Below are 20,725 nucleotides of genomic sequence, written 5' to 3'. Positions count from 1 at the left end.
AAACAAAATAGGCCTGCGCGAAGTAGCTATATAATCGTCACTCGGGCCAATCTTGCAGCGCTTTTAAGCTAAATTCATAATCATCAAAACTCAGCACCGTTTGCTCTGGAGTGATCTCTAATACTCTTAAGTCCCCAATGCTATCTCCCTCATATAACTCCCGATTATTGAGCTTTACCCAACGTTTATCAGGTGATGATGAGTAAATATGCGCTTGGTATTTAATTTCTGGCATCAATGCCAACAAAGCATCAGGTAGTAACTCAATCGGCTCAGCATAAGATGAATTTTTAGTGCCTTGCGTTACTTGATGAGATTGGGTGCTTTGAGTATCTTCGATAGCGCGAGCAAAGGCGTTTTTAAGCGCCGTTGGCACAGTTTCAAGTTCTTCATCGCTGACAGTTGCCTCCGGCTTTGATTTCTCACTAGTCGGTTCGCCAATAGGCTTCCCCAATACTTTGTATTTACTCATATCGATATTGCTAGCGCTATTGTTAATCATTGGCTGCATTTGCACTGCATTAGGATTATATTGCTGCTGAGGCGCTGCATATACTTGCTGATAACCATTAGGTGTTTGCACCAGCATTGGCTGACCTTGCGGATAAGCTGGTGCAGTATTTACTGGCACTTGCACCCACTGATATTGCCCTGCTGCTTGTTGGTATTGCTGAGGTTGAACAAATTGCGGCTGAGACATCGGCTGCGTGCTGGCAACTTGGGCTGGGCTAGTTTGTACTGGATTTGTTTGCACCGGTATCGATTGCTCAGGCTTCACTGTGGCAGGTACAGGTGTTTTGTCATCAGCAGGCTCCACTGATTGATCCTGAACAGTCGTTACCACTTGTTCAGGGGTATTAAAATGATTTTTTTGTAACCATTTACCAATTGAAAACCCTGCCATTAAGGTCAGTAAAAAAGCAACCAACAAGCCAAGCGAAATCGCAATAAAACGATAGCGCTGCAGTTCTTGCTGCTGTTTTAATTGCTCAGCGTTTCTGTCATGTGCTGACGCTTCATCATGTTGTTCTGATTGTTTTAAGGCATCTAATAAATACGACATATATGACCATTAATTAAAGAATAAACGACAAACCAATACCCAGACTGAGCACAGTTAAAAATGCCAACGGATAGAGCCAATTAAACGACGACTGCTGCTCTATACTAACGGAACTTAATGCACTCGGCGGTAACGCTTCTTGTGCTGAGCGCATTACTATATCACTATCAATCATCGTTAGCTGCTTAGAAAAAGCGCCCATTAAACAGCGTTCACATAATAAGTTTACTAAACGCGGAATACCTGCAGTAACTAAGTGAATCGTTTTTAACGCATCATTTGAGAATAGTCCCCGATCACAACCTGCAACATACAAACGATGCTTAACGTAAGCAAAAGTTTGTCCTTCAGTTAACGGTAGTAAATGATAACGAGCAGTGATCCGCTGTGCTAACTGACGCAACTCATTACGCTTTAATAAAGCCTGTAATTCTGGCTGACCAACCAATACTATTTGTAGTAATTTTTTATGGTTTGTTTCTATGTTAGTTAATAAACGAAGCTGTTCTAGCACGTCAGGGGCTAAAAGCTGAGCTTCATCAATAATCAAAATAGTGTGGCCACCTGCTTGATGATTCGCTTCAAGATGCTTTTTAATTGCATCTGTTAAGGTTTTTAACGTCGCATTTTGCTCGTCATAAACAATATGAAATTCATCGCAAATACTCGCTAACAGTTCCAATTGTGACAGTGCTGGATTATGGATCAACGCCACTTGTGTGTTTTCAGGTAACTGCTCTTGCAAACTGCGGGTTAAGGTCGTTTTCCCTGTTCCCACCTCACCGGTTAACAATACAAACCCACCGGCTTCACCTAAGCCATAAGTTAAATGCGCCAACGCTTCTTTATGGCGTTCGCTTAAAAATAAGTACTGTGGATTTGGCGCGATTGAAAACGGTTTCTCTGACAAGCCAAAATAGCTTAAATACACCCTAAATTTCCTTACTGATTAAATCACGGCCTATAATGGCAAAAAAACAGCGTAAGTGAAAACCTTGTTAGCGTTTTATTAGTTAAATAACGTAAAATAGTTTGCACAGTTAATATTCAGGGGAAATTATGCAAGTTTATTTGGTCGGTGGAGCAGTTCGTGATGAGCTATTAGGGCGAATCATCAAAGAACGCGATTATGTGGTGGTCGGTGCAACTCCTGAGCAACTGATCAAACAAGGCTATCAACAAGTTGGTAAAGACTTTCCCGTTTTTTTACACCCAAAAACTAAAGAAGAATACGCACTAGCTCGTACCGAGCGAAAACAAGGCCAAGGTTACACGGGCTTTGTCTGCGAGTTTTCAGCAGATGTTACCTTAGAAGACGACTTACGCCGCCGCGATTTAACCGTTAACGCTATTGCAAAAGCACAAGATGGCAACTTAATTGACCCTTATGGCGGCAAGCAAGATTTAGACAACCGCATTTTGCGCCATGTATCTGACGCATTTAGCGAGGATCCACTACGCATATTACGCGTTGCCCGTTTTGCAGCTCGTTATCATTATCTTGGTTTTACGATTGCCGAAGAAACCCAGCAATTGCTAACACAGATGATCAACCAAGGAGAGTTACAAACACTCACCGCAGAACGCATTTGGCTAGAATGTGAAAAATCATTAACGGATGGCGCATTTGCTGAGTTCTTGAATATTTTAGCGCAGTTAGGCGCGCTTAGTGCAATCAGCCCTGCCTTAGCAGGTAACTGGAGCGATGAGTTATATCAACAACTAAAAAACCGTTACGCTTACGCACAAAGCCAAAATATAACCGATCAGGCATTATTGTTTGTACAAGCCACTGCATCATTGACGCAAGAAGAGATTAAAATTCTCAGTCAAACTATTCGTTTACCAAATGACGTACGCGACTTAGCATTACAACTTAATACCCACCAAGCAACCTTAACTAGCCAAACAATCACCGCAGAGCAACTACTCAGTTGCTGCAATCAACTCGATTTATGGCGCCGCCCTGAACGGTTCGAGGCAGTTCTAAAAGCCGTTGAGATTAACCAAGCAGCATCACTGGCTAATCAAAAATTATTATTAACAGCAACCAAAGCAGCTAAAGCAATTAACCCGCAGCAATTTATTACGCAAGGCATTAAGGGCGCAGCAATAAAAACCGCGCTAGAACAAGCGCGGTTAGAGGTATTTCAGCAGTATTTTTAAACGGCGATGTTACTTTTCATAGCGCACTAAGCGTAAATAAACGAACGACTCTTTATCGTGCAAACTGTTAAGACCTCTGTCAAAGGTGTATACCCAAGCTGAAGTTTTATCGCCAATACCTGATGTACTAGTCCAATAGTTCTCACTTAAATTGCCCAAAAACACGGTCTCATTAATACTAGGGGTTACACAGCTATGTTCTAAAATACTGGCAAGCTCTTTATTATTAGGTACTTGCCAATCTTTATAAGCACCTGTGCGGTCGTTTACCGCAGCTCTTAATGCTTCTTGCCAATTAACTTTCACAATGCTGTTTAAACAGCTATTGGTTGTTAGGTCATAGCTTTGTCCATAACTACAGGTTTGCCACATAAGTCCGGTGATATTATCACTCACCGTACCATCGGTGTGCATTGTAAAACGCGCTGTAGCCGTTGTTTGTGTTACACCTTCATAACAGGTCTGCACAGCCATTGCTGCAGGGCTTGCTAACAATAAGCCAATTAATAATGATTTCATTGTGTTGCTCCTGCGGTTCTGACTAAGCGCACAAACGCGGTATCACTTTTAGGATATGCCAAATCATTGCCGTCGCTCATATCAAAAATATACGCTTGTGATAAGCTAGTCCCATCTACCGCAGTTTGTGAGGTCCAATAAATTAGTCCATCCGCTAATAAGTTACTATTAGGCGTATTAGGAAAGTAATTCTCATCGAGCAATATTGATTGTCCATGCTTGCCATAATTAAGTAGCGTTAATAGCTCTGTGTAGCTAGGTACTCGCCAGTTAGTACCGCCACAGTAATCAAGAGCATTTACTTCATTAACATACACTTGTAAGTTACAATTATTATTACTTGGGCAAGTGCTGTTTGGCGTGCCAAGGCTACTCCCCGTTTGCACACCATCTTCACTAGTTAAATACCAAGTATAATGATTTTGTCCTTCACGCAACGCCGTATTTGGCAAAGTGCCTGTATTAGGGCTTTTTACTTCCCAAATCAAACCCGTAACGTTATCGCGAATACAACTAAAATTAGCGGCGCTATCTAATAATTCATCGGCAAACTGGTTAAGTTTTGTAAAATCAAAAGCCTGCTCACCTTTACCCACTTTCTCGATATGCGAGCCAACCCCACTATCGCGGCCAACAGAAGCATCTTGACGCGGAAAATCAGGACTTGTACAAGCTATTTCTTGGGTGTTGTTGTAGCATTTGCTCATCCCAGTATCATTGATAAGACCAAGCGGTTTAGAATTAACCACAATATCAACACTATCTTTATCAGTGCGACCTTTACTATCAGTCACGGTTACTTCAAAAGTATGGGTGTTGACCGCTTCGGTTGCCGGTGCTGTGAAAGAAGTAATACATTGCTGCTGGTTATCAAGCACCGCTGTGCCAGCTGTTTGCTGCCAGTAGCATTTAAAGGTGTCTGTTACTGTTTCGGAATCTGTAGCATCTAAGGTCACTTTTTCCAGCTCAATAACACTTTGATCAATACCAGCATTAGCAATAATGACTTCACTGGTTTTGTTTAAGGTATGAGAATACTGCGAGCTCGACTCGCCCCCCTCATCATCAACAACCGTTAACAGCCAAGTGATCTGCGTGTTGGTATCAAGTAACGGATGAGTGAAACTAATTGTTGCATTGCTATTACTATCTACAGCGAGCGTTGGCCCTGTAATTTGTTGCCAGTTATAGCTATTAATTTGGCCATTTTCATCCGGATCAACTGAACTGGCGCCACTTAAGGTAATTATATCTTTATAATCTGAAGGCAATGTTTCGGGTGCAGTTTGAGTGACAATGACTTGAGGAAGCTGATTATTTGACTCAATTTCGATCAGTAAGTCATCACTAACTAATTGGCCATCGGTGGTTTGATAACTAACACGCAGTAATAGCTCGCTGTTTGCTTTAATATCAGGGGCAGTAATGGTTTGTAGTGCACCAGTGAGGGGAAAGCCGGCAATAATTGGTCCACTTACTCGCTGCCAGGTAAAGGTACCATCAGCAGGCGACCCTTTGGCCTCAATAGTAAATTCACTTTTTTCAATAATGCGCTGATCATCGCCAGCAAATACGGATGCTGCGACTACGGGATTATCGTTGCCGCCTCCGCCACCACCGCATGCTGTCAATACAGCAAACAACGGTAAAACCATTAAAGGGGATTTCATGCACTGATTCCTCATTTAAAACTGAAATTACGTAGCTTTTATATTAATAGCCACGCCAATCAATAAATTAAGCAACAACAATGCCAGATACAAAAAGAGGATGTTATAAATAGCTATCTTGGTGAATACGGACAAATAACTTTGTGCCTATTTTACTATAATCGACCTTATACTCACGACCATCTAACGCCTGAATGAACAGTAAGCGCTTCTCTTCTCCAAATACGTCAGCACTACCTATGTAAACCATTTCTAAATAGCGCTCTTTAGCTTCACGACGATTTTTTGGCAACTCTTCCTTAAATGGCTCTAAACCATGTTGAGTTACCTTGATTTTTGGGTGTATTTCAGAATTCACGATCACTAAATCGAGTTTTTTATCTTTATGGATTATGGTATTTCTGCCACTTTTAATAAAAGATCTATCTTGACTCATCGCTTCATCCTACTAACTAACGCCTATTTTCAGGCGTCTGTCTCTCTAATTGAGATTCTATAAATACGACTGGGTTATTCCGCCATGCATTTAAGCTATGGCTAAAATCCCAAATACTTCTATCTAATACACTTGCGGGTAACAGTAAATCATATCCTGTTAATTGCCGTAGATGTCGCATCCTATTAGCAAACATGGCTATCAAGCCATTAAAACTGCGACCATTCACAGAAGTGTAATGATTATCTTCAACTAACCATTCTGATGGGCAATTGCCATTTTTGCAATGTTTTTGAATTACTTGCATAAATAAATGCCGTTGTTCGATCAATAATTTACCAGCAATTCTTGGTGCTAATTGTAATAAAAATTCATCAGTGTCATTAAGTTTAATACCTACAGCATTTAACTCAAGCGGTTCAAGTTCTTGTTCTACTTTAGGAATACCACTGCGATTTAGATTTTCTTGCTTCAGACTCCAATAGCCATATTTATGTTGATAAGTAAGTTCTTGTTCTGTAATAACTAAACTGTAATATGGCTCTTGAGTTTTTAAAAAACCAACAAAAATAGCAGCCAAACATAAACTCACTAAAAAAGTTTCGAAAATGCTAATTTCGTCGGGCCGCAGTAAATTAAACAGCATTATAAATATCAGCCCCACCGCACCGACAGTGAGAATTTCGATACCATTGCGCGCACCTTGCGCACGCAATTTTAAAACAGTATTTTTGCGTTTAACCATAACGATAAAAAATAATATAAAAAACGTACATAATTATAGTCCAAATAATCAATTTTCGTATTTTCATACAACGCGGACATTTGCTCGTTAACTTCATAACTCTCTCATATACAAACACAAAACAGGAACAAACAAAAAAATAACTTAACTTTTACGCCTAACCGACAGATTTATGAGATACGCGGCCGCCAATTCACGCTGTAATTTTGTACACTAGAGGCAATTAAATTTCCGGTATTTTTAACAATGTATGCAAAGCAATCTGGCAAAGCGCTATTTCCATTTATTATTACTCTACTTCTGGGGCTATGTGTTTATCTTTATTTACCAAGTAGCCAAGGTGAGCAATCCGACTTCACAGCAAGTGCTACCCAAGTAACCGCTCACACTGTAGCAAGTGAAGAAAATGCAGTCCTCATTGAGGCTATCGGCAGTGCCCGCGCTAATCAAGCAATTTATATAAAAAGCGCACAAAATGATTACGTAACTGACATTTATTTTAAAGACGGTGATTTAGTCAGTAAAGGTCAAAAGCTCGTACAATTGCAATCGCAGCAAGAAGAACTCACCGTTAAAGAACTGGCAATTAACTTACGTGAAGAAAAACGTCAACTTGAACGCTTAACTGAGCTTTCTCGCTCTCAAGCAACCGCAAAGTCATTGCTCGAAGAGCAACTTTCTCGCGTTGATGCAACCGAAGCGCAGTTTGAAAATGCTAAAACTAAATTGGCTGAAATGACTATTTTCGCGCCTTTTTCAGGCATTTTAGGTAAGCGTCAAATCTCCGTAGGTGCTTATGTAAATAACAGCACAATTATTACAAGTTTAGATGACATAAGCATAATTAAAGTCGATTTCAAAGTCCCAGAAAAATACCTTGCGCAATTAAACGTTGGCATGAAAGTAATGACCCAAAATGATGCTTACCCTGAAAAAACCTTTACCGGTAAAGTAACACACGTTAGTGCACGAATTGATTCAATAACCCGCAGTGTTGAAGTCACAGCCAGCTTCGCGAATAAAAGTGGTTTATTACGCCCGGGCATGTTGCTCAATACAGCATTACAACTGAGCTCAAATCAAGCGATGATGGTGCCAGAAAAAGCGGTGATCCCACAACAAGATAAACATTATGTTTTTCAAATTGAAGACGGAATAGCAACCAAAGTAGAGGTTCACGTTGCAGGTCGTCACAATGGCTGGGTTGCCATTGATGAAGGTATTAGTAATGGGCAGCAAATTGTTACTGAAGGAATTATTAAAATTCGCTCAGGCAGCAAAGTTACTGTGAAGGGGTAAACTGTGAAAATTACTGATACCAGTGTCAAACGCCCCGTTTTTGCAATTGTAATTAACCTACTGTTACTAACCTTTGGTTTAGTGGCTTTTTCAATGTTACCGCTGCGCGAATATCCTGATATTGAATCACCCATAGTCAGTGTAAGCACTGAATATACGGGTGCGTCAGCCGAGATCATCGAAACAAAAATAACCCAAGTACTGGAAAACCGTATTTCCGGTATCGAAGGTATTAAAAGCATTAATTCATCAAGTAGAAATGGTCGCTCAAATATTACCATTGAATTTAATATCAGCCGTGATATTGATGCCGCATCAAACGATGTCCGTGAACGTGTAGCGCGCGCACTAGATAGCCTCCCTGAGCAAGTACGCCCGCCAGAAGTATCTAAATCTAACAGTGATGAAAGCCCTATTGCATGGTTTTTACTCAATAGCGACACGATGGATTCATTGCAACTGTCTGATTATGCACAGCGCTTTATTGTCGACCGTTTAGCTGTGGTAGATGGTGTTTCCAATGTGCGTGTTGGTGGTGAACGTAAATATGCCATGAAAATTTGGCTCAATCGCCAAGCAATGGCTGCTCGTGGCATAACCAGTAGTGACATAGAAAACACCCTACGAACTGAAAATGTTGAGCTACCAGCTGGTGAAATTGAATCTATCGACCGTGATTTTACCGTACGAACAGCGCGTAGTTATAAAGAGCAGCGAGACTTTAAAAACTTGGTAATTAAACGTGGTGACGATGGTTACTTAGTTCGTCTTGGTGAAGTTGCTGATGTAAACTTAGAAGCCGCTGACGATGAAAGCTTATTCCGTGGTAATGGCCGCAACATGGTTGGCCTTGGTATTGTTAAACAAGCTAAGGCCAATACACTTACCGTGGTCGATAATGCCCGTGCTGAACTTGAAAAAATCAAACGTAATCTGCCAGAAGGCACCACTATTCAAGACAGCTATGACTCGTCAATATTTATTAAAGAATCGATTAACGAGGTTTACAGTACCTTGGCTATTTCAATGGCTTTGGTGGTATTAATTATCTTCTTATTTTTAGGGAACATTCGCGCTACCTTGATCCCAGCGGTAACAGTCCCAGTTGCGTTGGTTGGTAGCTTTATGTTCTTACTGGCGATGGGTTATTCAATTAACTTATTGACACTACTGGCGCTGGTGCTAGCAATTGGCTTGGTTGTTGATGACGCGATTGTAATGCTAGAAAACATTCACCGGCGTATCGAACTGGGCGAACCGGCCCTACTAGCCGCCTATCGTGGCGCCCGTGAGGTTGGCTTTGCAATTATTGCCACCACCTTAGTGCTGATCTCGGTGTTTGTGCCTTTGGTATTTATGGATGGCCGTATCGGCGCATTATTTACCGAGTTTGCGATGGCCGTCAGCGCTGCGGTATTCTTCTCTAGTATTACCGCATTAACACTCTCGCCAGCGTTGTGTTCATTAGTACTCAAACCATCCTCAAAAGAGAGTAAATTCAGCCAATGGATGGACCGTATCTTTAGTAAGATTGAGCAAAGTTATAAAAACTCTTTACGCTCAAATATGACGCGTTCAGGTGGTTTAACGATCACCTTACTGCTGGCTGGTTTTGTTAGTTATTTATTGTTCCAACAAATTCCTTCAGAACTTACGCCAAAAGAAGACCGTGGTACTTTCTTTATCATGATGAGTGGCCCTGAAGGGGCTAGTTATGAAAATAACGCCGCTAACATGGCAAAAATTGAAGAACGTTTAATGCCTTATTCCGAAGCTGGCGAACTAAGTCGAGTGCTGGTACGCGTACCAGGCTGGGGTGGCAGCGGTGGTGTAGCAATTGTTGGTATGGCTGACTGGGATGAACGTAAACGTTCAACTTGGGAAGTAATGGATGAGATCAGTGCAAAAATGACTGAAGTCACCGATGTGCGCGCGTTTGCTATTATGCGCCGTGGTATTGGTGGCGGTGGCTCATCACGGCCCATTGAGTTTGTCCTGCAAGGTAATGATTATGCACAATTAGCTGATTGGCGAGACCGGATCATTGAACGTGCAGAGAAAAACCCAGGACTGGTGCGTATTGACCATGACTACAAAGAAACCTTTCCGCAATTTTTGATCAGTATTGATAAAAACAAAGCGGCGGATTTAGGGATTTCAGTTTCGGATGTTGGCCGCACCCTTGAAACCATGTTAGGTCAACGCCGTGTTACCACCTTTATTGACCGTGGTGAAGAGTACGATGTGATCTTAAAAGGCACTAAAGCTGACTTTGCTGATCCTACTGATATATCAAATATTTACTTAAAATCACGCAGTGGTGAACTGGTTCCTCTAGATAGCTTAATTAGCTTAAAAGAAGAAGCCACTGCATCAAGGCTAAATCGTTACAACCGAATGCGTGCTATTACTTTGAGCGCTAACCTCGCCGATGGTTACACCCTTGAAGAAGCGCTTAACTTTTTAAATAAAGTGGCAATGGAAGAAAACGAAATTGATGGCGCCATTGATTATAAAGGTGAATCGCAATTATATTATGAAGGTGCCTCAGCGATGACGTATGTTTTCATTCTAGCGCTTACTGTTACCTTCTTAGTTTTAGCCGCTCAGTTTGAAAGCTTTATGCACCCCTTTGTGATCATGCTCACTGTGCCACTGGGTTTGATGGGCGCAATGTTTGGTTTATGGGTTGCAGGACTAACCATAAACATTTACAGCCAAATAGGCATTGTAATGCTGATTGGTCTTAGTGCTAAGAACGGTATATTGATTGTCGAATTTACCAATCAATTGCGCGATAAAGGCGTAGAGTTTAGTGAAGCTATTTTACAAGCAGCAACCCAAAGATTGCGACCAATTATTATGACCTCTTTGACTACGGTAATGAGTGCGGTGCCACTAGTGCTAGCCTCAGGCCCTGGTGCAGAGAGCCGTATGGTAATTGGTGTAGTGGTGTTTACTGGCGTTATTGTAGCAACCATACTTACGCTATTTGTTGTTCCTGCGGCGTACTATGCGCTGGCTCGCAATACTCAGTCTCCTGAGTTTTTACAACAAAAGCTCAACCAACAAGAAGCTGAAAGGCCGCTAAAAGAGCTTTAATCTCATCGTAGCGTTGCAAACCCATAGCAACGCTACTTTTCACTTCCACACACTTCCCTGCTGTAATTAAATGAAATAATAAACCACCTTGCTCGTTCTTCTGATACGCTAGATCATCCGTGTAATTTAATAGCTTTAAGGAACAACTAAATGAGTATAACAAATGAAACTGCAACATTTGGTGGTGGCTGCTTTTGGTGTATTGATGCCGCGTTTAGGCGCGTGAAAGGCGTTTTACAAGTAAGCTCTGGCTATACTGGCGGCGAAACAACTGAGCCTACGTATAAACAAATTTGCACTGGCCTCACCGGCCACGCAGAGGTTGTACAGATTAAGTTTGACAGTAGCCTGATAAGCTATGAAACCTTACTGGCGATGTTTTTTACCCTGCATGATGCCACTCAGCTAAACCGCCAAGGTAATGATATAGGTACCCAATATCGAAGTGTGATTTATTATCATGATAGCGAGCAGCAAGCGCAAACTAATCAATATATTGCAAAATTACAAAGCCAAATACGCGAAGATATCGTCACTGAAGTTAGCCCTGCAACCACTTACTACCCAGCAGAGCAGTATCACCAAGACTACTACAACGAAAACCCTGAGCAACGCTATTGCAGTTTATTGATAGCACCAAAGCTGAAAAAGTTTGAAAAAGACTATAAACAGTTTTTAGTAAACTAAGCAAAGTGCTAAATAAGCATTTTCATCTAAATATAAAAAAGCCCGACAAACAAAGGTGTCGGGCTTTTTTATTTAAGCTAGAACGAGATCAGAACTGGTAGCTGGCGCCAACAAAGAAGCGACGGTCAACTGTATTGTAGTAAAACACTTCGCCAGTTGCATAATCCATACTTGAGTCAACCGCGTTGTATTGCTTATCAAATAAGTTTTCAACACGAGCAGAAAATGAAAGCGCACTGTTAAATTGATAATTTGCAGTTAAGTTCCATAACGTATAAGAACTAAGCTCTGTTACTTTACCTTGACGATCACTACGGTACTGCATATCAAAACCGGCATCAAAATCGCCCCACTGCTTCGCAACAAACCAGTTCACAGTACGTGGTGAAACATAAGTTTGTGCTACACCCGTTTCGGTATTTTCAGCATTTAAATAAGTAAAATTAAACTGATTATCAAAACCAAGTACTTTATTGGCAAAGCTAAACTCAACACCCTCATGGCGTGCTTCATTTATATTTTCTGGCTGCCATTTACCAGCTGCATTAGGTGCCCATGCAATTAGGTTTTCAATATTATTTCTGAATATTGATATATCAAGCTTTGCCTGAGAAAAGTCTAAACTCAAACCTAACTCTTGGTTAGTTGATGTCTCTGGTGCTAAATTTGGATTACCTGGAGATAAAGGGTCAGGAAAATAAAGATCATTAAATGTTGGCGCTTTAAAGCCCGTGCTTTGACTCAATCTAAGTGTTGCACGCTTATTTAAGTGATAACCAACAGCTGCGGCGTAAGTTGTTTCATTACCAAACTGCTCATCATCATCTAAACGCAATGCTAAATTTGCAATGACTTTATTGTCATCAAAATAGCCCCCAAGAAATGCAGCTTTAGCTACTTTGCTATCCGCTAGATAAGCCTTACCATTGGTATATATTTCATCTTTATACCAATTAAGCCCGCCATTAACGGTTAAAAATTGGCTTGCATTATAACTGCCGTGGTAATCAAATTGTTTACGTTTTGTTTTATAACTATTAGTAACAATCGCACCTGTGTAATCATAGCCTTTGTTGTCAGAATCATCGGTTGCAATAGCAACATTAATTGAGTGCTTATGATCGGTAAAGGATTTATCCCAACCCAGCCCTAGCTGATAATTTTCAAATTCATTATTTTCTACGATACTATCAATAGGCGAGAAAGCATTGTCGTATTGTGCATTACCTTCACTGTATTGACCCAGCGCTTTAAGCTCACCTAACAGCTCATCTGCATAGCGAATATTAAATCCTAAATTTTTGTTCTCATAACCATCTTCATCCGGCGCTACGCCTTGCAATACGTCAAAGCCATCCGTTTTTTCAAACCCAGCATTAAACGACGCTTTAACAGCATCAACTACCGTTGTACCTGCAACTTGATAATTTTGATAAGCATCAGTACCAAATGTTGCATCTAGGCTGACGGATTCCTTTGTACGAGTAATAATATTGATCACACCAGCGAGCGCGTCAGACCCATAAACTGCAGCACGAGAGCCTTTAACAATTTCAATGCGCTCTATTGAATTAAGAGGAATATTACTAATTGATTTATAACCAAGGGTTGCAGAGCCCGTACGTACGCCATCAATCAAAATAAGTGTATGTCGCGAGCTTGAACCGCGAAGTGACACGCCAGAACTTTGTCCAAAGCCACCATTGGAATTTATTTGAAAACCAACTTGGGTTGCTAGTAAACTCGGTAAATCACGGACATTACTTGTTTCAATATCACTGCGCTCAATAACAGTTACACTGGCAAGTACATCAGTAATTGATTGCTCAAATTTATTAGCTGTTACCGTCAGGCGTTCTATTGATTGCTCTGCAGACACAGAAAAAGACAACGCAGCGGCAATTGCTACGCCTAGAGTAGATTTGTTTAACATGATATCCCCTGACCCGCGCCCACCGCACAAGTGATAGTAAATTGACTTCAAGGCCGGTCTCCGGACTTAACATAACTCGCTAATAAATTTAGCTAAAAGTATGTATCACCGTTGCGGGGGCAGTGTTGGACTTCGTTTATATCCTATAAACGCCACCAACTTCCCGATTATCTTGCCGTACTTAATCAACAACCTTGAAAAGTAACCACAAGCACCTTGAAAATAGGTCGCTATTGTGATTATTTTAAGCACAAAAGTCAATGGACGGCTATACATCTAAATACTCTAGGTTCTAGGAATAACCATAAGTTCTAAACTAAAAAAGCCAAACTACATTGCTGCAATTTGGCTTTTTCTAGCACCTAGAAACCTAGCTCCTAGCTTTCTAATCTCTAAAGTTTTTAAACTGAAATGGTTGCCCTAAATCAGCACTGCGTACTACTTGCATGGCTTCTTGTAGGTCATCACGTTTTTTGCCCGTTACACGTACTTCTTCGCCTTGGATCGCAGCTTGTACTTTCACTTTAGAGTCTTTAATGGCTTTAACTACTTTTTTAGCCATATCTTTTTCGATACCTTGCTTTAGCGCAACATTACGGAAAACATTTTTTCCCGCACGTGAAATATCTTGCAGCTCTAAACTTGATACGTCCATACCGCGCTTTGATATTTTGCTCGCTAAAATATCAAACAACTGCATAACCTGTGAATCAGCTTCTGCTTTTAGTTTAATGGTTTTATCATTAAGCTCTATTGACGCATCAACGCCTCTAAAATCAAAGCGAGTTTCAAGTTCACGGTTAGCGTTATCAACAGCATTTTTTGCTTCGTTCATTTCGACTTCCGAAACAATGTCAAATGAAGGCATAAGTCTCTCCTAGCAAGATATTTTTAATTCAAATTTATATTGTCGATAATTATACTATATAAATTTTATAAATCTTTACACTTTTCTATGCTTTGTTCAGCTGCGATACGAAATTTGTTTGATATACTACGGGTCTATTTTTAAACGATTTAGGATTTTTCGTGACTCGGCGTGTTTATCAAACCCTATTTTTAATCAGTATTCTGGTATTTACCTTTTTGTTTGCCCGCGATTTTAGGGGCGTTGGGGTATCGTCACTGCCTCACCTAGATAAGTTGGTACATTTTACTATTTTCTTTGTTCTGGCAGCCGTCATGGTCAGAGCATTCAAGCTACCTGTATTCGTTCACCTCGTGTTATTAGCATTTTATGGCATTGCTATTGAGCTAATGCAAAGCACAATCCCTTATCGTAGCGCCTCTGTTGCTGATGTTGTTGCTGACTTTTCTGGGGCTGCTAGTTTCTTTTTGTTGTTCGGTATTTATTCTCGTTTTAAAAAGAATCAAAATGGCTAATATATTCGTCGTTGGCGATGGTGCCATTGGGCTGCTCTATAGCCATTATTTGAGTCAACAGCACAGGGTTACCCTACTTACCAAGCATGCTATTGACGAACCTCGTTTTTATCAACAAGCTAAAGCCCCAAAACAAACAATTAATTGCCAACTGACAAACCTGACTCAATTATCCGAGCACGGCCAAGTCGATGTTATTATTTTTACTGTTAAAGCATATCAAGTTGCCACCGCATTTAGGCAACTAAAGCCTTTTTTAAGCGCTCAATGCCAATTGATTTTATCTCACAATGGCATGGGTAATGTAGATGAAATAAATAGCGAACTTACAAAACAACAAGGACTATATTTTTTAACAACACGTTTAGCGGGCTACAAAGATACACCTTTTAGTGTGTTGCATACTGGTATCGGGAGCAGCATTTTAGGTGATTGTAACCAGCAAGCAAAAACACAACTCGCTGAAGTTAAAAATCTACTAAACGCTATTCCTGAATTAACAACCACAAATAATATACAACAATTACGCTTTGAAAAATTACTCGTTAATATTGCTATTAATCCACTCAGTGCGCTGCACAATGTGAAAAATGGCGCACTGACTGAACCACAGTTTAGTGGCATAATTTTAAATATCTTAAACGAAGCGTGTACCGTAGCAAATAAACTAGGTATTAATGTGCGACTTGCTGAAGCATTGGCGAACGCCTATCAAGTGATGAGTGATACCAAAAACAATTACTCATCAATGCATCAAGATATCGCCCATAATCGCATCACAGAAATTGACGCGATGTGCGGTTATATTTGCCAAAAAGGTAATCAACTCGGTGTTAATACCCCTCACAATCAATCTTTACTCGATGCTATCAGACATAAAAAAAGCGCGATTTAACTCGCGCTTGTTATTAATAACTATCAACCTTACGGGCGATAAACTTTAACATTGGCAAAGCCATTTTCATGTAAAATAAGCGCCTGTAGCTGACTCATTACACCTTTAGTGCAATATAAGTAGTAGTCTTTGTCTTGCGGTAGGTCTGCAAATTTGGTCGCTAAGCGGAAAAATGGCAAATGCACAACTTCTATCCCATCAATTTCAAGCGGTGCTGCATCTTCTTCTTCCGGCGAGCGAATATCAACAACAACTGCATCAGCTGGTAAATCAGAAACTGACTCGGCCTCTTTTAGCTCTTGTTTAGCTTCAACGTCAATGTCACGAATATCCATAATACGTGCGTTTTCAATAACAGTATTGAGCACATCAAAATCAAACTTTTGCTCTTCAGCTTCTACTACGGCAATTTTAGCTTTAACTGTAGGCTTTTTAGAAATCACACCACAGTATTCCGGCATAGTTTCGGCCATTTCTGCGGTGCCAATTTTACGAGCGATGTTTATAATTTCTTGTTTGTCGTGTTGGATCAGCGGGCGTAATATAAGCGTTTCGGTAACACGGTCAATCACACTTAAGTTGGCTAATGTTTGACTTGAAACTTGGCCTAGACTCTCACCGGTAACGAGCGCTTGAATCCCCATTTTTTCAGCTATTTGGCTGCCTGCACGCATCATCATACGTTTGAGGACTACACCCATTTGACTGTTTTCAACATTTTCTAAAATTTCGGCAACAACGGGGTCAAAGTCAACACTGATAAATTTAACTTTATGGGTTGAGCTAAACTGCTTCCAAATATAATAGCTGGCTTGTTTAACACCAATCTCGTGCGCCGCACCGCCTAAATTGAAGAACAAAAAGTGCGTACGAGCGCCTTTGCGGATCATTTGATAACTAGCAACGCCCGAGTCAAATCCACCTGACATTAACGACAAGACATCTTCTTGCGTTGGTAATGGGAAACCGGCCATACCATGATGGGTGTGCGTTACGACGTAAGCTTTATCATCTTTAATTTCAAGACGAATAGTTACTTCAGGATTTTTCAGTCTTACGCTGGCACCATCGACGTGCTGATTTAAACCACCACCCACATAACGCTCTACATCGGTAGAGGTGAAATCATGCTTACCTTGGCGCTTACAACGTACACAGAATGTTTTGCCCACGACGGTGTGGCCAACCATATCTAACGCTTTTTCGTAAATATCGTGCAGGTTTTCGTAGTTAGTTTCGGTCACTTCAATAAACTGCACAATACCAGGGATCCGTTGTAAGCCATCGATAAAATCAAGGCGCATTTGTGCGTCATCTGATTTAGTTACGACGGATATATTGTCCCAGTTATTTTGTACTTGTACTTTTTCGTCAAGCTTGCGTAACACAATTTTAATGTTGTTTTCTAACAACTTAGTAAAGCGTTTACGCACAGAGCGGCTTTTAATGGCTATTTCAGGATGGAGTTTGACGATAAATTTAAGCATAGTTTACTCGTTAGACAATATTTAGGATTCACGCACCCACGTGTTGGGCGCGCGATTATAACAAAAAATCTAACGTCTAGGAAATAAACAACCGCTGCGTTTAATTAAACAGGCTCTGCTTGTGCCGCTAATTTACTGTATTTTTCGCGTAACAAGTTAATTTTTGGGATACTTTGCTCGGTACCAAATGCTTTAAAAAGCGCTAACACTTTTAAAATACCATTATAAATATCTTGCTGCATTAACTCACCGCTTAACCGTCTGGCTTTAATGTAAGGAGTCCAAAAACTGACGGTGATTTTTAGCATATGAGCAAGTTCAACGGTATCTTCATCATCAATTGCGATCATCCCACCTTCACGCAGGCCAATCACAATTTCGCGCACTTGACTTAACAAAGCCTCTTGAAACTCAATATAATCTTTTTTCAGTACTTCGTCGCGAGATAAAATGTCACCCAAATTGTCATAGAAAAAATGAAAACGCCACATCAACTCAAACAAAGCATCAAGATACCCAGTTAAGTGTGTTAGTGCTTCATCCTGCTTTTCCATTGGCACAAATTGAGTGTGTAAATGCTTACTATATAATGCAAAAATATGGCGAATAATGTCTTCTTTATTTTTAAAGTGATAATAAAGATTACCGGGACTGATGCCCATATGTGAAGCGATATGGTTGGTTGTGACCGCACGCTCGCCATGTTGGTTAAATAGCATTATGCTGGTTGTAATTATTTTATCCTTGGTACTCATATCCTGCTACTCTGATTATTTTTATTAGAGTAAATGCCCATAATTCACTCAGTATTATTAGCCGCGCAGTATATACAAATATAATCCAATAAAATACCACCTTGAAAATTTCTAATCCATAATTCGTAGTTATTGTTTCTTATTGAAATAAACTCATTTACAAATGAAAATATGCAGTCGCAATTTGCAGGCTGATCTGGACAACAAAGACTGTTAATATAACCCTCAAAATAACACTAAGATGATATTTATGAAAGTCACCGCAATTTATCCTGGCACCTTTGATCCATTAACCAATGGACACACAGATCTGATTCAGCGGGCAGCTAAAATGTTTGATACTGTAATTGTTGCAGTTGCTCACAATCCTAGTAAAAAACCCTGCTTTAGCCTAGATGAGCGGGTAGCAATTGCCAATAGTTTACTCACTCATTTAGATAACGTTAGCGTGATCGGTTTTTCTGGATTATTAGCTGATTTAGCACGCGATCATAGTGCGAATGTACTGATCCGCGGTATTCGTGCGGTGTCTGACTTTGATTATGAGTTTCAGCTTGCCAATATGAATCGTCGTTTAAATCCTGATTTAGAGAGTGTTTTTTTAACCCCAGCTGAAAAGAACTCATTTATCTCTTCAACCCTAGTTAAAGAAGTCGCGCGTCATAAAGGCGATGTCAGTGAGTTTGTACACCCTATTGTAGTAAAAGCATTACAGGAAAAGTTACACGGATGAAGTTAAATATCTATTTAAGCACCCTTGTTGTGATTGCCACACCCGCGTTTGCATCACCTTGGATTGAAAGTGACGACCCTTTATTACGAGCCTCAATTGAGATGCTCTTTAACCAAGGCGTGATTAAACAACCGATCAATAGTTATCCCTTGATGTGGCAAGGCATTGCCAGAGATTTAAATACAATTGAAAGCAGCAGTTTATCAACACAAAGTCGATTTGCTTATCAACACGTAAAACATGCCTTAGAGAACGCTAAACAAGGCAGTAGCTCTGGTGTGAGGCTTAACTACAATAGTGAGCCGGCTTTGCAACAAAGCTTTGGCAAACGCGATCAACAAAAAAGTGGCATTAATAGCTATGGCTCTATCACTGGCGACCGTGTTAGCGCCAAAGTAAGTGTTAATTACGCTGATCAGGCACTTGATGATGAACACATAAACTATCATGGCAGCTACTTAGCAGTATTAATGGGCAATTGGTCTGTTAGCGCCGAACAAGTAAGCCATTGGTGGGGGCCAGGTAACGACAATGCATTACTACTGTCGAATAATGCCGCACCAATGAAAGGGCTAAGAATTAACCGTGCTAACACCCAATATGTCGGCCCAAGCTGGCTATCATTCATTGGTAACTGGCAGTTGACTGGTATTTACGCAAAACAAAAACCACATTTAAGTAATGGTGAAAAAGGCGACTACTGGGCTATGCGCTTTGCCAGCACACCACTACCAGGACTTGAGGTTGCATTTAGCTCAGCGGGCTCTGACTATTTAACCAATACAGAAGTAAATCCTAATACGCTGGAAGTAATAACAAATAAGCAACGCTTAACAAGCTTAGATGCCAAATACTCAACTACTATAGCAGAGCAACCGATTGCATTTTACACCGAGATAATGGGAAAAAATGACAGTGGCTTAGCGCCAAGTGATGCTTTTTATACAATTGGCGTTGAGAGCTTTTTTGGCGGCCAAGAGCAATTACTAAAAACCTATTTTGAATATTCAAATACACAACAAGATTGTACAGCCCAACTTAGTTGTGACGATGCTAATGAAGCATTTATTAATTATGCCCAAGCCTATAATCATAAAGATCGGTTAATTGGCTCTGCAACACCACAGCAAAGTAAATCAGCAGTATTAGGTGCGCATTATCATACTATGAACGGTTATGGCGGCTATGCGAAGTTACGTTGGTTTAAAACTGACATCACCGACTTGACCCAAGTCGCCGAAACGTTTGAACGCTTACAATTAGAGCTTGGTTATCAGCAGGCTATTTTTAGTGGTTTATGGAAGATCAGCGGCTCAGTGTATAAAGACGAACTTGCTAACGAGTCTGATACCAACAGCGCATTAAAAACCAGCTGGGAATACCGGTTTTAAGTTTTCGAAACAAGGGCCTGATTTTTATTTAGGCCCTTGATTATACTAGCTTTTTGTAATAATTTGCTTAAGCCTAAAAAATCTTTATTTATAGCTAAGGCTGTTATCATTATCACATCGCATATATTGACACCAAAAGAATAAACTGACCAAAGCCACCAAGGCTCAGAATTTAAACGCACATAGATATCGCAATAAATTGCGGCAATTAAAATCGCATTTAAGATAAGCCCACACATAATATAGCAAGTAACTGGAGAGGGGCTAATCTTTTGATATCTTATCAACAATCCAATGCATGTAAGAGTAAGCAAATCGTATATAAACCAGTTCAAATAAATTGAATACACTAAATATAAGAGCTCGCTCGTTATATAAGAAACGGCCATTATAAATGAAAGTATTACTATGCTTTTATTGGGGTTATTTATGTACAGTACCCAATTTAATAAAAAGACCAT

The 20,725-nt window shown here is 40.3% G+C and carries 19 protein-coding genes and 1 riboswitch; of the genes, 8 read left to right on the top strand and 11 right to left on the bottom strand.

Annotation, left to right across the window (positions count from 1 at the left end):
- Positions 1-37: 37 nt before the first annotated feature.
- Complete coding sequence (locus H5158_RS09150) at positions 38-1,063, bottom strand: general secretion pathway protein GspB (RefSeq protein WP_182718367.1); 1,026 nt, start codon at positions 1,061-1,063, stop codon at positions 38-40.
- 13 nt (positions 1,064-1,076) lie between these two features.
- Positions 1,077-1,994 (bottom strand): ExeA family protein, encoded by a 918-nt coding sequence (locus H5158_RS09145; protein WP_145235164.1) that lies wholly within the window; start codon positions 1,992-1,994, stop codon positions 1,077-1,079.
- Between the two features lie 128 nt (positions 1,995-2,122).
- On the opposite strand from H5158_RS09145, the gene H5158_RS09140 reads away from it, so the two are divergent.
- A complete protein-coding gene (locus H5158_RS09140; RefSeq protein WP_182739884.1) occupies positions 2,123-3,229 on the top strand; it encodes a tRNA nucleotidyltransferase in 1,107 nt (368 codons plus the stop codon).
- Positions 3,230-3,238: 9 nt separating this feature from the next.
- Here H5158_RS09140 and H5158_RS09135 read toward each other — a convergent pair whose 3' ends face one another.
- From H5158_RS09135 to H5158_RS09120, 4 genes are all read right to left on the bottom strand, one after another.
- Positions 3,239-3,748, bottom strand: coding sequence for a DUF1566 domain-containing protein (locus H5158_RS09135; protein WP_182718369.1), 510 nt, complete (start codon positions 3,746-3,748; stop codon positions 3,239-3,241).
- A complete protein-coding gene (locus H5158_RS09130; RefSeq protein WP_149981363.1) occupies positions 3,745-5,418 on the bottom strand; it encodes a DUF1566 domain-containing protein in 1,674 nt (557 codons plus the stop codon). Before H5158_RS09130 ends, H5158_RS09135 begins: the two co-directional genes overlap by 4 nt.
- A 103-nt stretch (positions 5,419-5,521) precedes the next feature.
- Positions 5,522-5,854, bottom strand: a complete 333-nt coding sequence (locus H5158_RS09125; RefSeq protein WP_149981364.1) for a hypothetical protein — start codon at positions 5,852-5,854, stop codon at positions 5,522-5,524.
- Between the two features lie 16 nt (positions 5,855-5,870).
- A complete protein-coding gene (locus H5158_RS09120; protein WP_149981365.1) occupies positions 5,871-6,599 on the bottom strand; it encodes a DUF2982 domain-containing protein in 729 nt (242 codons plus the stop codon).
- 246 nt (positions 6,600-6,845) lie between these two features.
- Between H5158_RS09120 and H5158_RS09115 the strand changes: the two genes are divergently transcribed.
- The 3 genes from H5158_RS09115 to msrA all read left to right on the top strand — a co-directional run bounded on the left by H5158_RS09115 (position 6,846) and on the right by msrA (position 11,687).
- Positions 6,846-7,898 (top strand): efflux RND transporter periplasmic adaptor subunit, encoded by a 1,053-nt coding sequence (locus H5158_RS09115; RefSeq protein ID WP_149981366.1) that lies wholly within the window; start codon positions 6,846-6,848, stop codon positions 7,896-7,898.
- Between the two features lie 3 nt (positions 7,899-7,901).
- On the top strand, positions 7,902-11,000 hold the full coding sequence (locus H5158_RS09110; RefSeq protein ID WP_182739883.1) for an efflux RND transporter permease subunit: 3,099 nt from the start codon (positions 7,902-7,904) through the stop codon (positions 10,998-11,000).
- Between the two features lie 150 nt (positions 11,001-11,150).
- On the top strand, positions 11,151-11,687 hold the full coding sequence (gene msrA / locus H5158_RS09105) for a peptide-methionine (S)-S-oxide reductase MsrA (protein WP_145235150.1): 537 nt from the start codon (positions 11,151-11,153) through the stop codon (positions 11,685-11,687).
- 88 nt (positions 11,688-11,775) lie between these two features.
- Here the strand turns inward: msrA and H5158_RS09100 are convergent, their stop codons facing one another.
- Complete coding sequence (locus H5158_RS09100; RefSeq protein ID WP_182718373.1) at positions 11,776-13,620, bottom strand: TonB-dependent receptor domain-containing protein; 1,845 nt, start codon at positions 13,618-13,620, stop codon at positions 11,776-11,778.
- Between the two features lie 33 nt (positions 13,621-13,653).
- Positions 13,654-13,832, bottom strand: a riboswitch (cobalamin riboswitch).
- Between the two features lie 173 nt (positions 13,833-14,005).
- Positions 14,006-14,488 (bottom strand): YajQ family cyclic di-GMP-binding protein, encoded by a 483-nt coding sequence (locus H5158_RS09095; protein ID WP_149981372.1) that lies wholly within the window; start codon positions 14,486-14,488, stop codon positions 14,006-14,008.
- Between the two features lie 161 nt (positions 14,489-14,649).
- Between H5158_RS09095 and H5158_RS09090 the strand changes: the two genes are divergently transcribed.
- A complete protein-coding gene (locus tag H5158_RS09090; RefSeq protein WP_149981373.1) occupies positions 14,650-15,003 on the top strand; it encodes a VanZ family protein in 354 nt (117 codons plus the stop codon).
- On the top strand, positions 14,996-15,898 hold the full coding sequence (locus tag H5158_RS09085) for a ketopantoate reductase family protein (protein ID WP_182739882.1): 903 nt from the start codon (positions 14,996-14,998) through the stop codon (positions 15,896-15,898). The genes H5158_RS09090 and H5158_RS09085 overlap by 8 nt, the downstream gene beginning before the upstream one ends.
- A gap of 29 nt (positions 15,899-15,927) precedes the next feature.
- On the opposite strand, the gene thiI is transcribed toward H5158_RS09085, so the two are convergent.
- Both thiI and H5158_RS09075 read right to left on the bottom strand, forming a co-directional pair.
- Complete coding sequence (gene thiI, locus H5158_RS09080; protein WP_182718375.1) at positions 15,928-17,385, bottom strand: tRNA uracil 4-sulfurtransferase ThiI; 1,458 nt, start codon at positions 17,383-17,385, stop codon at positions 15,928-15,930.
- Positions 17,386-17,489: 104 nt separating this feature from the next.
- A complete protein-coding gene (locus H5158_RS09075; protein WP_149981376.1) occupies positions 17,490-18,140 on the bottom strand; it encodes a TetR/AcrR family transcriptional regulator in 651 nt (216 codons plus the stop codon).
- Positions 18,141-18,390: 250 nt separating this feature from the next.
- Between H5158_RS09075 and coaD the strand changes: the two genes are divergently transcribed.
- A complete protein-coding gene (coaD, locus tag H5158_RS09070) occupies positions 18,391-18,873 on the top strand; it encodes a pantetheine-phosphate adenylyltransferase (RefSeq protein WP_145235133.1) in 483 nt (160 codons plus the stop codon).
- On the top strand, positions 18,870-20,264 hold the full coding sequence (locus H5158_RS09065) for a capsule assembly Wzi family protein (protein ID WP_182739881.1): 1,395 nt from the start codon (positions 18,870-18,872) through the stop codon (positions 20,262-20,264). The genes coaD and H5158_RS09065 overlap by 4 nt, the downstream gene beginning before the upstream one ends.
- Here H5158_RS09065 and H5158_RS09060 read toward each other — a convergent pair.
- Positions 20,261-20,725, bottom strand: coding sequence for a hypothetical protein (locus H5158_RS09060; RefSeq protein WP_182739880.1), 465 nt, complete (start codon positions 20,723-20,725; stop codon positions 20,261-20,263). The genes H5158_RS09065 and H5158_RS09060 overlap by 4 nt on opposite strands.

This window comes from Pseudoalteromonas sp. SR45-6, from assembly GCF_014163545.1.
GTDB lineage: Bacteria > Pseudomonadota > Gammaproteobacteria > Enterobacterales > Alteromonadaceae > Pseudoalteromonas > Pseudoalteromonas rhizosphaerae.
This window is presented reverse-complemented; position numbering and strand designations above follow the sequence as displayed.

Excerpts from the sequence above, each read along its gene's own strand:
- H5158_RS09100 (WP_182718373.1), bottom strand. The coding sequence starts at position 13,620 with ATGTTAAACAAATCTACTCTAGGCGTAGCAATTGCCGCTGCGTTGTCT.
- msrA (WP_145235150.1), top strand. The coding sequence starts at position 11,151 with ATGAGTATAACAAATGAAACTGCAACATTTGGTGGTGGCTGCTTTTGG.
- H5158_RS09125 (WP_149981364.1), bottom strand. The coding sequence starts at position 5,854 with ATGAGTCAAGATAGATCTTTTATTAAAAGTGGCAGAAATACCATAATC.
- H5158_RS09085 (WP_182739882.1), top strand. The coding sequence starts at position 14,996 with ATGGCTAATATATTCGTCGTTGGCGATGGTGCCATTGGGCTGCTCTAT.
- H5158_RS09140 (WP_182739884.1), top strand. The coding sequence starts at position 2,123 with ATGCAAGTTTATTTGGTCGGTGGAGCAGTTCGTGATGAGCTATTAGGG.
- thiI (WP_182718375.1), bottom strand. The coding sequence starts at position 17,385 with ATGCTTAAATTTATCGTCAAACTCCATCCTGAAATAGCCATTAAAAGC.
- H5158_RS09135 (WP_182718369.1), bottom strand. The coding sequence starts at position 3,748 with ATGAAATCATTATTAATTGGCTTATTGTTAGCAAGCCCTGCAGCAATG.
- H5158_RS09060 (WP_182739880.1), bottom strand. The coding sequence starts at position 20,725 with ATGGTCTTTTTATTAAATTGGGTACTGTACATAAATAACCCCAATAAA.
- coaD (WP_145235133.1), top strand. The coding sequence starts at position 18,391 with ATGAAAGTCACCGCAATTTATCCTGGCACCTTTGATCCATTAACCAAT.
- H5158_RS09120 (WP_149981365.1), bottom strand. The coding sequence starts at position 6,599 with ATGGTTAAACGCAAAAATACTGTTTTAAAATTGCGTGCGCAAGGTGCG.
- H5158_RS09150 (WP_182718367.1), bottom strand. The coding sequence starts at position 1,063 with ATGTCGTATTTATTAGATGCCTTAAAACAATCAGAACAACATGATGAA.
- H5158_RS09065 (WP_182739881.1), top strand. The coding sequence starts at position 18,870 with ATGAAGTTAAATATCTATTTAAGCACCCTTGTTGTGATTGCCACACCC.
- H5158_RS09115 (WP_149981366.1), top strand. The coding sequence starts at position 6,846 with ATGTATGCAAAGCAATCTGGCAAAGCGCTATTTCCATTTATTATTACT.
- H5158_RS09075 (WP_149981376.1), bottom strand. The coding sequence starts at position 18,140 with ATGAGTACCAAGGATAAAATAATTACAACCAGCATAATGCTATTTAAC.
- H5158_RS09095 (WP_149981372.1), bottom strand. The coding sequence starts at position 14,488 with ATGCCTTCATTTGACATTGTTTCGGAAGTCGAAATGAACGAAGCAAAA.
- H5158_RS09130 (WP_149981363.1), bottom strand. The coding sequence starts at position 5,418 with ATGAAATCCCCTTTAATGGTTTTACCGTTGTTTGCTGTATTGACAGCA.